We start from the raw sequence: 14,960 nt of genomic DNA on the forward strand, positions 1-14,960 counted from the left end.
GGGGGGAAGAGGCCGGGTTCGCTCATGATCAGACGGTGGGGGGCACCGCCGTGCTCGGCTTTTCGACCACGGCGGCGGGCGGACGCGGCGCCGAGGTCAGGCCCGAGCCCTGGAAGGCGGGGCCGGCGTCATAGGCGGCGAAGGTGGCGGCGGTGATGATCTCGCTGACCGAAGCGCCCAGGGAGACGATCTGGACCGGCTTCTCCAGCCCGACCAGCAGCGGTCCGATGACGGTCGCGCCGCCCAAGGCCTGGACCAGCTTGGTCGAGATGGCGGCCGAGTGGATGGCCGGCATGACCAGGACGTTGGCCGGCTTGGTCAGGCGGTTGAAGGCGTAGGCGAGATGGCCCTTGGGATCTAGGGCGACCTCGGGGGGCATTTCGCCCTCGTATTCGAAGTCGACGCCCTTCTTGTCCAGGATGCGGATCGCCTCGCGAACCTTTTCGGCCCGGTCGCCGGGCGGATTGCCGAAGGTGGAATAGCTGAGGAAGGCCACGCGCGGATTGCGACCGAGCTTGCGCACCGTCTCGGCGGCCTTGATCGCGATGTCCGCCAGCTCAGCGGCGTCCGGCAGTTCGTGAATGGTGGTGTCGGCGACGAACAGGGTCCGGCCCTTGGCCAGCAGGATCGACAGGCCGATCAGGGTGTCGTCCACGTCCAGGACGCGCTGGACCTCTTTCAGGGCCATGTTGAAGTTGCGGGTGACGCCGGCGACCATGGCGTCGGCCCGGCCCTTGGCGACCAGGGTGGCGGCGAAATAGTTGCGGTCCTGGTTGATCATCCGCTGAACGTCGCGGCGCAGATAGCCGCGACGCTGCAGCTTCTCGTACAGCCAGTCGGTGTCCTCGACATTGTGGCCGGAGACGCGGGCGTTGGTGATCTCTATGCCCAGATCGTCGAAATTCAGCCCGGCCTCGGCGGCGTTCTGGCGGATCAGATCCTCGCGTCCGACCAGGATGGGGGTGCCCAGATCGGCCTGTTTGAAGCCCCAGGCGGCGCGGATGACGGCCGGCTCCTCGCCCTCGGCGAAAACGATGCGCTTGTTGGGTCCGCCGCGCACGGCCGAGTTGATCTTCTGCATCAGGGCGGCGGACGGATCGACGCGCGAGCGCAGGGCGTTGCGATAGGCGTCCATGTCGTCGATCTGGACGCGGGCCACGCCCGAATCCATCGCCGCCTGGGCGACGAAGGGCGGGATGTACCAGATCAGCCGGGGATCAAAGGGGGTCGGGATAATGTAGTCCGGGCCGAACTTCAGCTTGCGGCCGCGATAGGCGGCGGCGACCTCGTCCGGCACGTCCTCGCGCGCCAAGGCGGCCAGGGCCTGGGCGCAGGCCACCTTCATCTCATGGTTCACCCGGCGGGCCCGCACGTCCAGGGCGCCCCGGAACAGATAGGGGAAGGCCAGGACGTTGTTGACCTGGTTCACATAGTCCGAGCGGCCGGTGGCGATGATGGCGTCGGACCGGACCGACTTGACGTCTTCCGGCGTGATCTCGGGATCGGGGTTGGCCATGGCGAAGATGATCGGATTGGGGGCCATGGAGGCCACCATCTCCTTGGTGATCGCGCCCTTGGCGGACAGGCCCAGCACCACATCGGCGCCGACCATGGCCTCGGCCAGGGTGCGGTGGGGCGTGTCGGTCGCATGGGCGGCCTTCCACTGGTCCATGCCGTGTTCGCGGCCCTTGTAGACCACGCCGTCCTTGTCGCAGATGACCGTGTTCTCGGCCTTGACCCCGGCGGCCTTCATCAGGGCGATGGAGGACAGGCCTGCGGCGCCGGCGCCGGCCAGAACCACCTTGACCTCGTCCAGCCGCTTGCCGGCGACATGACAGGCGTTGATCAGGCCGGCGGTGGAGATGATGGCGGTGCCGTGCTGGTCGTCATGGAAGACGGGGATGTCCAGCAGGTCCTGAAGTTCGCTCTCGATGACGAAACATTCGGGGGACTTGATGTCCTCCAGATTGATGCCGCCCCAGGTGTCGCCGATGTTCTTCACCACGGTGATGAACTCGTCCGGATCGGTGGTCTTCACCTGGACGTCGAAGCTGTCCACATCGGCGAAGCGTTTGAACAGGACCGACTTGCCCTCCATCACCGGCTTGGAGGCCATGTGGCCCAGATTGCCCAGGCCCAGAATGGCGGTGCCGTTCGAGATGACGGCGACCAGATTGCCCTTGGAGGTGTATTCGTAAGCCTTGTCCGCATCCTGGGCGATGGCCAGGACCGGCACGGCCACGCCCGGCGAATAGGCCAGCGACAGGTCGCGCTGGGTCGCCATCGGCTTGGTCGGGGCCATCGAGATCTTCCCCGGCGTGGGGATGCGGTGGAAATCCAGCGCCTCCTGGTCGGAGAAGGTCTGTTTTTCTGTCAGATCGGGCATCGGGACGTCCAGGGTTCGGCGCAGCTGTAACAGTTCGTGTCCTAGAGGTTGGGACGCGCCGCGCCAAGCCTTGACGCTCCGGAAGGGGCACACGCCTCAGCGCAAGCTTCCCTTCACGTCAGCGTCAACCGCCCATACTGTCAGAAGGGCAGGGTGCCGGTGCGCTCGACCTCGACCGGGCCGGTCATCAGCACATGGTCCGTCGCCGGATCCCAGTCTATCGTCAGCTCGCCGCCGTCGACGACCACGGTGGCCTTGCGGTCGGTCAGGCCGCGCCGGACCGCCGCGACCTGGGCCGCGCAGGCGCCGGTGCCGCAGGCCTTGGTCAGGCCGGCGCCCCGCTCCCAGACCCGAAGCCGGATATGGCCGCGGTCCAGCACATGGGCGAAGCCGACATTGACCCCTTCGGGAAACAGGGGGTGGTGTTCGAACAGGGAGCCGGAGCCGGTCACGAAGGCGTCATCCTGCCGGTCGGTGAAGAAGACGACGTGCGGATTGCCCATGGAGACGGCGCCCGGCGTGTGCAGGATCGGCGCGTCGATGGGGCCGAGCTGAAGCTCGATCCCGCGGGTGTCCATCTCTTCGGCCAGGGGGACTTCGGTCCAGTCCAGCCGGGGCCGGCCCATATCGACCGTCACCCTGTGGTCGCCGGCGCGGGACGCCGTGGTCGGGCCTGCGGCGGTGTCGATGACGACCCGGTCGGAGCCCTTGGCCTCCATCAGCAGCCAGCCCACGCAGCGCAGGGCGTTGCCGCAGGTCTCGACCATGGAGCCGTCGGCGTTCCAGACCCGCATGAAGGCGTCTGCCGTGTCGGACGGTTCGATGGCGATCAGCTGGTCGAACCCTTCCCCCGAGGCGCGGTCGGCCAGGGTCGTGATCTGATCCTGCGTCGGCCGGAAGGGCGCGCCCAGGGCGTCGATAACGACGAAGTCGTTGCCGGCGCCGTTCATCTTGACGAAGGATCGGGTCATGGCCGGAATATAGGCCGGCTCCGGCCGTGAGGAAACGGCTCGGCTCTCGGAACCGTTGGACATGGACGGCGGTTCGCGATTGATTGGCCCGCTGCGGCCCGCCCCCTGACACGCGCCGCCGGATGAAAGGCGTCTGAGATCGAACTCGAACCGACGGTCGTTGAAGGCAAGCCCGACAGCCTGCGTCTGCGCGCCCGGCTGCGCTATCTGTATCACGGCAGCCAGCCGCCGGCGGTGCGGTTCCGACTGACCGTCATCGCCGTCGATTTCACCATCATCGCCTTCTTTTTGGCCTCGCCCATACTGAAGAACATGGGGTGGGCCTTCTATGTGCTGGACTATCTGATCGCCGCCCTGCTCGCGGCCGATCTGGCGGCGCGGGCTTATGCCTATTCGGACATTCGCGACTGGCTGAAGAAGCCGATCGTCTGGCTGGACCTGTTCGTCCTGGCGACCCTGCTGTTCCCGATCTGGCTGTTCAACCTGGGCTTCCTGCGGCTGCTGCGGCTGTGGACCCTGCTGAATTCGGACTTCTTCTGGCGGACCGTCGGCTCCCGCTATGACGATACGCGGGTGGAGGCGGTGGTGCGGGCCCTGTCCGGTCTCGTGACCTTCGTCTTCGTCGTGACCGGTTTCGTCTACGCCACCTTCCTGGGGCATGACGGGATCAGCGGCTATGTGGACGCCCTCTATTTCACCGTGGCGACCCTGACGACCACCGGCTTCGGCGACGTCACCCTGCCGGGGTCCGCAGGCCGGCTTCTGTCCATCGCCATCATGCTGGTGGGGATCACCCTGTTCCTGCGGCTGGCCCAGGCCATCATCAAGCCGCACAAGGTCCGCCACCCCTGCGACCGCTGCGGCCTTCAGACGCATGAACCGGACGCCGTCCACTGCAAGGCCTGCGGCAATCTGCTTTGCATTCCCGACGAGGGCTGAGCGAAGATGACAAAACCGTAAGGGTCGGCCGCCTCGCCTTGCCGCCGGGCGGGCCGTCGTTAAGGTGCCGGTCGTCATTTCGGGGACTGTCCATGATCCGCTCATCCGCCGCCGTGCTCGCGGCCCTTCTCGCCTCCACCAGCCTGACCTCGGTATCCATGGCCCAGACCGCCTCCTCCGCCCCCGCCTTCGCGACCAGCGAGGCGACCGACCCCTATGTCTGGCTGGAGGAGGTCGAGGGCGAACGGGCTATGGAATGGGTGAAGGCGCACAACGCCCATTCGCTCGGCGTTCTGCAGGGGGATCCCCGCTATGCAACCCTGCACCAGCAGGCGCTGGAAATCGTCCAGTCGCGCGACCGCATCCCTTCGCCGGGCTTCACCCACGACGGCCATATCGACAACTTCTGGCAGGACGCCCAGCATGTGCGCGGCGTCTGGCGGCGCACGACCCTGGACTCCTACAAGACCGCCGAGCCCCAGTGGGAGACGGTTCTGGACATCGACGCCCTGGCCGAGGCCGAGAGCGCGAACTGGGTCTATAAGGGCTCGACCTGCCTGGCCCCCGAAGAGCGCTACTGCCTTATCAGCCTGTCCAACGGCGGCAAGGACGCGGTGACCCTGCGCGAATTCGACAGCGTGACCCGCAGCTTCGTCGAAGGCGGGATCTATCTGCCGGAATCCAAGGGCGGGGCGAGCTGGATCAACAAGGACACCCTTCTGGTCGCGCGCGACTTCGGCCCCGGCACCTTGACCAACTCGGGCTATCCGATGGTGGTCAAGCGGATGCGGCGCGGCGAGAATCTGGATCAGGCCGACGTCCTGTTCATGGGCGAGCCGACGGATGTGTCGGTGTCCGGCTATACGCTGCGCGACGCAGACGGGGTGCTGAAAGCGACCCTGATCAACCGGTCGATCGACTTCTATTCGTCCGAGACCTATCGCGTCACCGACGACGGGGCCGTGGTCAAACTGGCCCTGCCGGCCAAGTCGGACATCACCGGCCTGGTGGACGGCCAGCTGGTGGTGTCGCTGAAACAGGACTGGACCGCGCCGTCCGGGCAGGACTTCAAGAGCGGCGACCTGATCGCCTGGCCGCTGGACGCCTGGCTGGAAGATCCGGCGACGCCTGCCGTCCTGGTGCTGCGCCCGACCGAGCGCCAGGCGGTCGAGGGTGTGAACGCGACCCGCAACACCCTGGTCGTGGCCCTGTACGACAATGTGCGCGGTTCGGTTCGGGTCTATCGTCCCGGCGAGACCGAATGGACCTATTCGACCCTGGACCTGCCGCAGAACGTCTCGGTCGGCGTCGGTTCGGCCTCCGAGATCGACGACAAGATCTTCGTCAGCGTCACCGGCTATCTGAACCCGTCCAGCCTGTGGCTGGCGGACGCCGCGACCGGGGCGGTTGATCAGGTCAAGTCCATGCCGGCCAAGTTCGACGCGACCGGCATGACGGTGGAGCAGCACGAGGCCCGTTCGGCCGACGGGACGATGATCCCCTATTTCGTGGTCCATAAGGCGGACATGCCGCTGGATGGGACGAACCCGACCCTGCTGTACGGCTACGGCGGCTTCGAAAGCTCGCTGCTGCCCGGCTATTCGGCGACGGTCGGCAAGCTGTGGCTGGAGCGGGGCGGGGTCTATGTCATCGCCAATACGCGCGGCGGCGGCGAGTTCGGCCCGCGCTGGCACGAGGCGGCCTTGCAGCAGAACCGCCAGCGCGCGCACGAGGACTTCCAGGCCGTGGCCCTGGACCTGATCGCGCGCAAGATCACCAGTCAGCCGAAGCTGGGGATCATGGGCGGCTCGCAGGGCGGCCTGTTCATGGGGGCCATGCTGACCCAGAGGCCGGACCTGATCAATGCGGCCGTCATCCAGGTGCCCCTGTTCGACATGCTGCGCTTCCACAAGCTTCTGGCCGGCGCCAGCTGGATCGGGGAATACGGCGATCCGGACATTCCCGAACAGCGCGCCTGGATCCAGGCCTATTCGCCCTATCAGAACCTGCGCGCGGGCCAGCCCTATCCAGAGGTCTTCATCCACACCTCGACCAAGGACGACCGGGTCCATCCGGGCCACGCCCGCAAGGCGGCGGCGCGTCTGGAAGAGCTGGGCTATCCGGTGCTCTTCTATGAGAACACCGACGGCGGCCATGCGGCGGGGGCCAACCTGCAAGAGACGGCGCGGCGGTTGGCGCTGGAATACACCTATCTGTCGCGGCGGCTGATGGACACGCCGGCGAAGGAATAGGGTCTTTTCTTTCCGCTCATCCCGGCGAAAGCCGGGACCCAGTGCTTTCGCGAGGTTCGGCGGCTGGGATCGAGTTCAGTACGAATGGGCGGCGCCGAACGCTCAAAGATCTGGGTCCCGGCTTTCGCCGGGATGAGCGGAGTTTTTAGATGCGTCAACTGATCCTGTCCGCCGCCATTCCGGCGCTTCTGATGGGGGCCTGTGCGGGCACGCCCGTTGAGATCGGTTCAGATGAAGTCGTCGTATCGACCAACGACGCTCCCCCGCCGCACTTCCCCCGCGACCTGACCCCGGCCGGCGTCGCGGCGGCCGACGACCATCTGGCGCTGGAGCAGGTGGACGGGGCTGAGGCCATGGCTTTCGTGGCCGAGGAGAACCGCAAGTCCCTGGCCGTCCTGACCGGCGACCCGCGCTATGAGACCTTCCGGGCCGAGGCCCAGGCGATCCTGACCGCCACGGACCGGATTCCCAGCCCGTCCTTCCTCGGCGACGGCGTCGGCAACTTCTGGCAGGACGCGACCAATCCCAAGGGCGTCTGGCGTCGCACGACGCTAGAGAGCTACCGCACCGCGACCCCGCAGTGGGAGACCCTGCTGGACATCGACGCCCTGTCGAAAGCCGAGGGCAAGGACTGGGTGTTCAAGGGCGCCGATTGCCTGGCGCCGGACGAGACCCGCTGCCTGATCAATCTGTCGGACGGCGGCAAGGATGCGGTGGTGGTGCGCGAGTTCGACCTGACCACCAAGCGTTTCGTGGACGGGGGCTTCAACCTGCCCGAGGGCAAGCACCGGATCGAATGGCTGGACCGCGACACGCTCCTGGTCGCCACCGACTTCGGACCCGGCAGTCTGACGGAGTCCGGCTATCCCTTCATCGTCAAGACCCTGAAGCGGGGCCAGACCCTGGCCCAGGCGGTCGAAGACTATCGCGGCGACGCCTCGGACGGCGGCTACGGCGTCAGCCCGGCGGTCTATCGCGACAAGACCGGCCGGGTCACGGCGGTGATCATCACCCGCCCGTTGGACACCTTCCGCTCCGAAACCTGGATGATGGCCCATGACGGATCGACGGTGAAACTGGCCCTGCCGGACCGGGTCAGCGTCTTCGGAGCGCAGGGGGGCCTGCTGATCGTCTCGAATGACGAGGCCTGGACCTTCAACGGCCTCGCCTACAAGCCCGGTTCCCTGCTTTCCATACCCTTGAACCATCTGCGGTCCGACCGCGACGATCTGAGCGTCAGCAACCAGGCCCTTCTGATCTATGAGCCGGCCGCCCGTCAGTCGTTGGGCGACGTGCGGGTGCTGGATCGCCAGGTCGTCGCCTCCCTGTCCGACAATGTGGCCGGGCGGCTGGCGATCTTCGAGAACCGGGGCGAATTCGGCTGGCGCCGCCAGGATGTGGCGACGCCAGAAAACATCGCGGTGGGGCTGGGCGACTCCTCCAAGTCCAAGGGCCAGGTCTTCGTCTCGACCCAGGGCTTCCTGACCCCGCCGACCCTGAGCCTCGCCTCGGTCGGCTCCACCACCCTGACCGAGCTGAAATCCGCTCCGGCCAAGTTCGACGCCTCGACCCATGTGGTGGAGCAGTACGAGGCGACCTCGACCGACGGGACTAAGATCCCCTATTTCATCACCCGCCCGCGCGACATGAGGCTGGACGGGTCGAACCCGACGATCCTGTTCGGCTACGGCGGGTTCCAGGTCAGTCTGAACCCGGCCTACAAGCCCGAGATGGGCAAGCTGTGGCTGGAGCGGGGCGGGGTCTTCGTCCAGGCCAATATCCGCGGCGGCGGCGAGTTCGGGCCCGACTGGCACCAGGCGGCCCTGGACGGAAACCGTCAGAAGGCCTTTGACGACTTCGCCGCCGTGGCGCGCGATCTGGAGCGCCGGGGGATCGCCAGCCCGCGTCGTCTGGGGATCTACGGCCGGTCGAACGGCGGGGTCCTGACCTCGGTGTCGATCACCCAGCATCCGGAGCTGTTCAACGCCGCGGTGATCGAAAGCCCGCTGATCGACATGCTCCGCTATCACGAGCTGCCGGCCGGCGCCTCCTGGATCGGCGAATACGGCGATCCGCGCATTCCGGAGGAGGCGAAATGGATCGCCCGGTACTCGGCCTATCAGCAGCTGCGGCCCGACGAGGACTATCCGCGCGTCTACATCACGACCAACACCCGCGACGACCGGGTCCATCCGGGCCATGCGCGCAAGTTCGCCGCCCGGCTGGGGGACCAGGGCCACGACCATCTCTATTATGAGGACACGGCCGGCGGTCACTCGAACGACGCCGATCCGGTGGCCAACGCGCGGCGCTGGGCCCGCCACTATGTCTATCTCGCCCAGCAGCTGATGGACTGAAGGCCGCCGCAGGCGAGGGTCACGCACTTATGACCCCCGCCTGCGCGCCCGCCGGTTAAGAACGTCGCCATGAGACACAGGATCGGGATCATTGCAGCGACGATCACGGCGGGCGCCGTCCTATGCGCTGGATCGGTCGCCCAGCCCGCCGCCTCGCGGCCGGGGCGGCACGTCGTCCCCGCCGGACCGCCGGTCGTGGTCGAACTGTTCACCGCCCAGGGGTGCGGCGCCTGTCTGGAGGCCAATGCGACGGTCGAGCGGGCGGCGGCGGAGCCGCGCGTCATCGCCCTGACCTATGGCGTCGACTATTGGGACTATCTGGGCTGGACCGACACCTTCGCCAAGCCTGAGTTTTCTCAGCGCCAGCGGGCCTATCGCGCCGCCCTGCGTCAGCGCGGCGTCTCCACGCCCCAGGTGGTCATCGACGGCCGCCGACAGGTCTCGGGCGTGCGCGGACCTGAGCTTGAGACCGCCATCCTCGAGGCGGCGGGCCGCCGCGCTTGGCCGCCCGAGATCGAGTTCCGCCAAGGCGGCGGTCAGGTCGGCGTCGGCTCGGGCCGCGTCCCGGCGGGCGGGGCCGAGGTTCTGGCCGTCACCTATACGCCGGGGGTCCAGGTGGTCGAGGTCGGTCGCGGCGAAAACCGCGGCCGCGAGGTGCGCCAGCTGAATGTGGTCCGCGACGTCACGCGCCTGGGCGACTGGCGGGGCCGGCCGATGTTGTACCCTCTGCCTCAGACGCGGGACGAGGACGCTGTGGTCGTGATGATTCAGGACAAGGCGGATCGGCGTATTCTGGGCGCCGCCGTCCGCAGGCCGACCTCCGGGTTTGGCGGGGCGGATCGAGACGGCTGAAGCCGAGGCGGATCAGGCCCCCGCCTTCTTGGCAAACGTCCAGGCCGCCTCGCTGAGCGGCCCGACCTGGGCGGCCATGCTGCGGGCGTGGGCGCTGGCCGCCGTGCCGTCGCGGACACGGCCGGCGATGCCCTGGCAGATGGCGGCGAGACGGAACAGATTATAGGCGTAGAGCCAGTCGAGATCGGCCGGTCGCATCCCAGCGGCGGCGGCGTAGCGGTCCACCGTCTCCTCGACAGAGGGAATGCCCAGGGCCTCCAGATCGGCGCCGGCGAGGCCGTTTCGCAGGCTGGCGGGAATGGCCCAGGCGATCAGCAGATAGGAGAAGTCGGCCATGGGATCGCCCAGGGTCGACAGCTCCCAGTCCAGAACGGCGCGGACGTCCGCCCGGTCTTCAGCCAGGATCATATTGTCCAGGCGGAAGTCGCCGTGGACGATGCGGCAGGGACCCTCCGGCGGGAGACTGTCCGGCAGGAAGGCGATCAGCCGGTCCATGGCGGGGACGGCCTCGGTCTCCGAGGCGCGATACTGTTTGGTCCAGCGGCCGACCTGACGGGCGAAATAGTTGCCGGCCTTGCCATAGTCGGCCAGGCCGATGGCGGCGGGATCGAAGGCATGAAGCCGGGCCAGGGCGTCGGTCTGGGCGTGATAGATGGCCCGGCGCTCGGCGGGGCTGAGGCCGGGCAGTTTCAGATCCCAGAAGATACGGCCCTCCACCTTGTCCATCACATAGAAGATCGAGCCGATGACGCCCTCGTCCAGGCAGAGGGCGTGGGGCCTGGCCACGGGAAAGCCCTGGGCGGCCAGGGCGGAGATGACCTGGAATTCGCGATCGACGGCGTGGGCGCTGGGCAACAGCAGGCCCGGCGGCTTGCGGCGCAGCACATAGGCGGCGGTCGGGGTGGTCAGCTCATAGGTGGGATTGGACTGACCGCCCTTGAACTGGCGCACCGTCAGAGGGCCGGCGTAGCCCGCGACGTTTTCGGTCATCCAGGCGTCCAGCCCCGCCTCGTCCAGCCGGTAGCGGGGATCGACCTCGCGCGTGCCGGAAAAGGCGGTTTGAGCATCCTGCAGAGGCGCGTCGGCGGCGGAGGCGTCGGTCATGTACAGCCCAGTCGGTTCTTTCAGCGTTTCCCTAGAGCCGCCCGCGTCTTAGGCGCGCTCCGGCGCGGCGATGATGGCGGCCTTGACCGCGCGACGCCAGCCTGAAAGCAGACGGTCGCGTTCCTGAGGCCTCATTCGGGGCTTCCAGCAGGCCGGGGCCTCGGCCGGACAGGCCTGAAGATCAGAGATCAGACCCACGCCCAGGGCCGCCAGACGCGCAGCGCCCAGGGCCGTCATCTCCTGGAAGGCCGGACGTTCGACCTCGACCTCGCAGATGTCGGCGACGAACTGCATGGCGAAACTGTTGGCGGTGACGCCGCCGTCCACCTTCAGGGTCTTCAGGGGCGGGGCGCCGTCCTGGGCCAGGGCGTCGAGCAGATCCCGGGTCTGATAGGCCAGGGCCTCCAGCGCCGCGCGGACGAAATGGGCCGGGCCGGAATCCCGCGTCAGCCCGACCACGGTTCCGCGCGCCTCCGGCTCCCACCAGGGGGCGCCCAGGCCGGTGAAGCCGGGGACCAGATAGACCCCGCCGTTGTCGGCTAGGCTCTGGGCCAGGGCTTCGGACTGGCGGGATTCAGAGATCAGCTTGACCCCGTCCCTCAGCCACTGGATCGCCGAGCCGGCCGAGAAGATCGACCCCTCCAGCGCATAGGCGGTGCGGCCCTCGGCCTGGTAGCCGAGCGTGCCGAGGAGACGGCGGGTCGAGGCCACCGGCTCGGCGCCGACATTGGCCACCAGAAAGGCGCCGGTGCCGTAGGTGATCTTGGCGTCGCCCGGCGTGAGGGCGCCGTGGCCGACGAGGGCGGCCTGCTGGTCGCCCGCCGATCCGGCGATGGGCAGGGGGCGGCCGAACAGCGCCGGATCGGTCTCGCCGATACGGCCGGCGCAGGGGACGATGGCGGCGAGGGCCTGGCGCGGCACGTCGAACAGGACGCACAGGTCGTCGCGCCACTCGACCGTCTTCAGATCCATCAGGGCTGTACGCGACGCATTGGCGGCGTCGGTGGCGTGAACTCGGCCGCCGGTCAGTTTCCAGATCAGCCAGGCGTCGATCGTGCCCAGTTTCACCTCGCCCCGCGCGGCGCGCTCGCGCGAGCCGGGCACGGCGTCCAGCAGCCAGGCGAATTTGGTCGCGGAAAAATAGGGGTCGAGGATCAGGCCGGTGGCGGACTGGACACCCGGCTCACGCCCCTCGGCGGTCAGGCGGGCGGTCACCTCGGCGGTGCGGCGGTCCTGCCAGACAATGGCGCGGTGCAGGGGCTCCCCCGTCGCGGCGTCCCAGATCACCGACGTCTCGCGCTGGTTGGTCAGGCCCACGGCGGCGAACCGGTCGACCCCGCCCGCCTGGCGCACCACTTCGCGGCAGGTCTGGAGGGTGGCGGACCAGATTTCGCCCGCGTCATGCTCGACCCAGCCGGAGCGGGGGAAATGCTGAGCCAGCTCGATCTGGCTGACGGCGACCGGGCGCAGGTCGTGGTCCCGGACCTCGAAGGCGATGGCCCGGGTCGAGGTCGTGCCTTGGTCGATGGCGAGGATCAGGCTCATTGTCTTTCTCTCCCTGCGCCGTCTTGGGCGACGCCTGCGGTCGGGCTAAGGGGAGCATATGACGACGCACCTGCCCAGCTATGAAGGCGTTCTCGACGCCGCCCGCCAGATCGACGGTGTCGCCGTCCGCACGCCCCTGATCGAGAGCCCTGCCCTGAACGCCGTGGTCGGCGGCCGGGTTCTGATGAAGGCGGAGAACCTGCAAATCGCCGGGGCCTTCAAGTTTCGCGGCGCCTATAACCGCATCAGCCGGCTGAATGCCGAGGAGAAGAGACGCGGGGTGGTGGCCTTTTCGTCCGGCAACCACGCCCAGGGGGTGGCCGCCGCCGCCGCCCTGGTGGGGACGCCGGCGATCATCGTCATGCCGTCCGATTCCCCAAAGGTTAAGGTCGAGGGGGTGATCGGCTTCGGCGGGGAGGTGCGGCTGTATGATCGCTGGACCGAGAGCCGCGAGGAAATCGGCGCCGCCATAGCCTCAGAGCGGGGCTGCGTCCTGGTGCCGCCGTTCGACGATCCCTTCATCATCGAGGGCCAGGGGACGACGGCGCTGGAGATGATGGACCAGGCCGACGCGCCGATGGATCAGCTGTTGTGCGGCGCCTCGGGCGGCGGGCTGATGGCCGGGATCAATCTGGTCATGGCCGAGCGCAGCCCCGAGACCCGCGTCCTGGTGGTCGAGCCCGACGCCTATGACGACACGGCCCGGTCGCTGGCGGCCGGGGAACGGGTCGGGCGCCCGGCGGGGCCTCCCTCGATCTGCGACGCCCTGATGGCGCCCATGCCCGGCGTCCTGACCTGGCCGATCAACCGCCGCCTGGCCGGCGCCCTGACCGTGTCCGACGCCGAGGTCGCCGAGGCGGTGCGGTTCGCCTTCCGCCATCTGAAACTGGTGGTGGAGCCCGGCGGGGCGGTGTCCCTGGCGGCCCTGCTGGCCGGAAAGGTCGAGGGCGCGGGCCGGACGACAGGCCTGATCCTGTCCGGCGGCAATGTCGATCCCGGGCTTTACGCCGCGATCATCGAGGGGCGGTTCGAGGGTTGACCCTTTTCACTGCTCCGGAGCTGGGTCAAGGTCTTGGAAAATAGAGAGACGGAGGAGAAGACGGCCATGACCCGGACCCAGGATCTTCACGCCTTGATCGGTCAGGAAGTCGGGGTGTCCCGATGGTTCGAGATTGGTCAGGATCGGATCGACGCCTTTGCGGACTGCACCGAGGACCATCAGTTCATCCACGTCGATCCCGAGGCGGCGAGGGCGACGCCCTTCGGCGGAACCATCGCTCACGGTTTTCTGACCCTGAGTCTGGCGTCCGCCATGAGCTATGACGCCGTGGCGCCGCTGGATGGTCTGACCATGGGCGTCAACTACGGTTTCGACCGGCTGAGGTTTCTGGCGCCCGTCCCGGCGGGATCTCGCGTGCGGGGCCGGTTCCGCCTGTTGGATGCAACCGACAAGGGCGAGGGGCGCTGGCTTCTTAAACATGAATTGACGATCGAGATCGAGGGCGCCGACAAGCCGGCTCTGGTGGGCGAATGGCTCGGGATGCAGATCGTTTCCGCAGCGAGCTGAAGGTTGGGCCGGCCCTCGGCGGAAGACGGAAAAACGACGGAACTCGGACGAATCTGCGTGTGAAGGCCAATTTAATCTGTAGCATCAATGGCACGGCGCCTCATTTCAGAGCTTGCGTCGTCAAGTTTCAGCCTCGACCTTCCACGGCAACGCTGATAAGAGCCGCCTAGGCGGTAAGATCCGCCCTAGGTTCTAACAGGCGGAGGGCTATACCCTATGCGTATGAAGACTATCGTGCTGGCCTCCAGCGCAGCGGCCGCCCTGGCCCTGTCGGCTGGCGCGGCCTCGGCAGATCCCAACGGTTGGTATGGCGCGATCGACGCCGGCTACCACATCATCGACGACATCAACGCCGAGTCGTCGACCACCGGCGCGAACTGGAACTATGAAGTGAACAACGGCTGGGCGGCCTTTGCTCGCCTCGGCTATCGCTTCAACCCCAACTGGCGCGTCGAGCTCGAAGGCGGCTACCGCTCGGGCGACATCGGCACGGTGCGCGCCGTTTCGGGCACCCAGGGCCTGTGCAACGTGACCCCGGCGACGGGCGGCTGCTTCTCTCCGGAAGGCGACATCGAGTCCGCCACCCTGATGGCCAACGTCATCTATGACTTCGGCTATGAAGCCTGGGGCGTGCGTCCCTTCGTCGGCCTGGGCGCCGGCGTGAACCGCGTCAACGTCGACACCATCGGCAATCTTCGCGCCAACCGCGGCGCCGCGTTCGCCATCGACGACAGCTCGACCAAGTTCGCCGCTCAGGCGATCGCCGGTCTGGCCTGGGCCGTCAGCGAGCGCGCCAACATCGACCTGACCTACCGCTATCTGACGGGCGACGCCTCGTGGGAATCGACCACGGCCGGCACGGGCGCCGGCGCCACCGCCTTCGGCGAATGGGACGGCGACTACGATCAGTCGCACACCGTGACCCTGGGCCTGCGCTACAGCTTCGGCGCCGAAGAAGCGGCCCCGCCGCCTCCGCCGCCCCCGCCG

The 14,960-nt window shown here is 67.8% G+C and carries 11 protein-coding genes; 7 read left to right on the forward strand and 4 right to left on the reverse strand.

The genetic code is table 11. The features are described from left to right. Nucleotides 1-28: 28 nt before the first annotated feature. A complete protein-coding gene (locus AC07XS_RS14920) occupies nt 29-2,386 on the reverse strand; it encodes an NADP-dependent malic enzyme (protein ID WP_182715059.1) in 2,358 nt (785 codons plus the stop codon). A gap of 140 nt (nt 2,387-2,526) precedes the next feature. After that, complete coding sequence (gene dapF / locus AC07XS_RS14925) at nt 2,527-3,357, reverse strand: diaminopimelate epimerase (RefSeq protein ID WP_182715067.1); 831 nt, start codon at nt 3,355-3,357, stop codon at nt 2,527-2,529. Nucleotides 3,358-3,495: 138 nt separating this feature from the next. On the opposite strand from dapF, the gene AC07XS_RS14930 reads away from it, so the two are divergent. The 4 genes from AC07XS_RS14930 (at nt 3,496) to AC07XS_RS14945 (ending at nt 9,757) form a co-directional block, all read left to right on the forward strand. After that, nucleotides 3,496-4,296 (forward strand): potassium channel family protein, encoded by an 801-nt coding sequence (locus AC07XS_RS14930; RefSeq protein WP_152949275.1) that lies wholly within the window; start codon nt 3,496-3,498, stop codon nt 4,294-4,296. 92 nt (nt 4,297-4,388) lie between these two features. Then, nucleotides 4,389-6,548, forward strand: coding sequence for a prolyl oligopeptidase family serine peptidase (locus tag AC07XS_RS14935; RefSeq protein ID WP_182715060.1), 2,160 nt, complete (start codon nt 4,389-4,391; stop codon nt 6,546-6,548). A 149-nt stretch (nt 6,549-6,697) separates the two neighbouring features. Next, a complete protein-coding gene (locus tag AC07XS_RS14940) occupies nt 6,698-8,905 on the forward strand; it encodes a prolyl oligopeptidase family serine peptidase (RefSeq protein ID WP_182715061.1) in 2,208 nt (735 codons plus the stop codon). Nucleotides 8,906-8,974: 69 nt separating this feature from the next. Continuing rightward, nucleotides 8,975-9,757, forward strand: coding sequence for a DUF1223 domain-containing protein (locus AC07XS_RS14945; protein WP_182715062.1), 783 nt, complete (start codon nt 8,975-8,977; stop codon nt 9,755-9,757). 12 nt (nt 9,758-9,769) lie between these two features. On the opposite strand, the gene AC07XS_RS14950 is transcribed toward AC07XS_RS14945, so the two are convergent. Both AC07XS_RS14950 and glpK read right to left on the reverse strand, forming a co-directional pair. Further along, nucleotides 9,770-10,861, reverse strand: a complete 1,092-nt coding sequence (locus tag AC07XS_RS14950; RefSeq protein ID WP_182715063.1) for a phosphotransferase family protein — start codon at nt 10,859-10,861, stop codon at nt 9,770-9,772. Between the two features lie 48 nt (nt 10,862-10,909). After that, on the reverse strand, nt 10,910-12,406 hold the full coding sequence (gene glpK, locus AC07XS_RS14955) for a glycerol kinase GlpK (protein WP_182715064.1): 1,497 nt from the start codon (nt 12,404-12,406) through the stop codon (nt 10,910-10,912). A 58-nt stretch (nt 12,407-12,464) separates the two neighbouring features. Between glpK and AC07XS_RS14960 the strand changes: the two genes are divergently transcribed. The 3 genes from AC07XS_RS14960 to AC07XS_RS14970 all read left to right on the forward strand — a co-directional run. Next, nucleotides 12,465-13,445, forward strand: a complete 981-nt coding sequence (locus tag AC07XS_RS14960; RefSeq protein ID WP_182715065.1) for a threonine ammonia-lyase — start codon at nt 12,465-12,467, stop codon at nt 13,443-13,445. Nucleotides 13,446-13,511: 66 nt separating this feature from the next. Then, entirely contained in the window at nt 13,512-13,973 is a 462-nt protein-coding gene (locus AC07XS_RS14965; protein ID WP_182715066.1) for a MaoC family dehydratase, read from the forward strand. 216 nt (nt 13,974-14,189) lie between these two features. Next, on the forward strand, nt 14,190-14,960 hold a 771-nt coding region (locus AC07XS_RS14970), incomplete at its 3' end, for an outer membrane beta-barrel protein (RefSeq protein WP_321208164.1).

Source organism: Brevundimonas sp. GW456-12-10-14-LB3 (genome assembly GCF_059424365.1).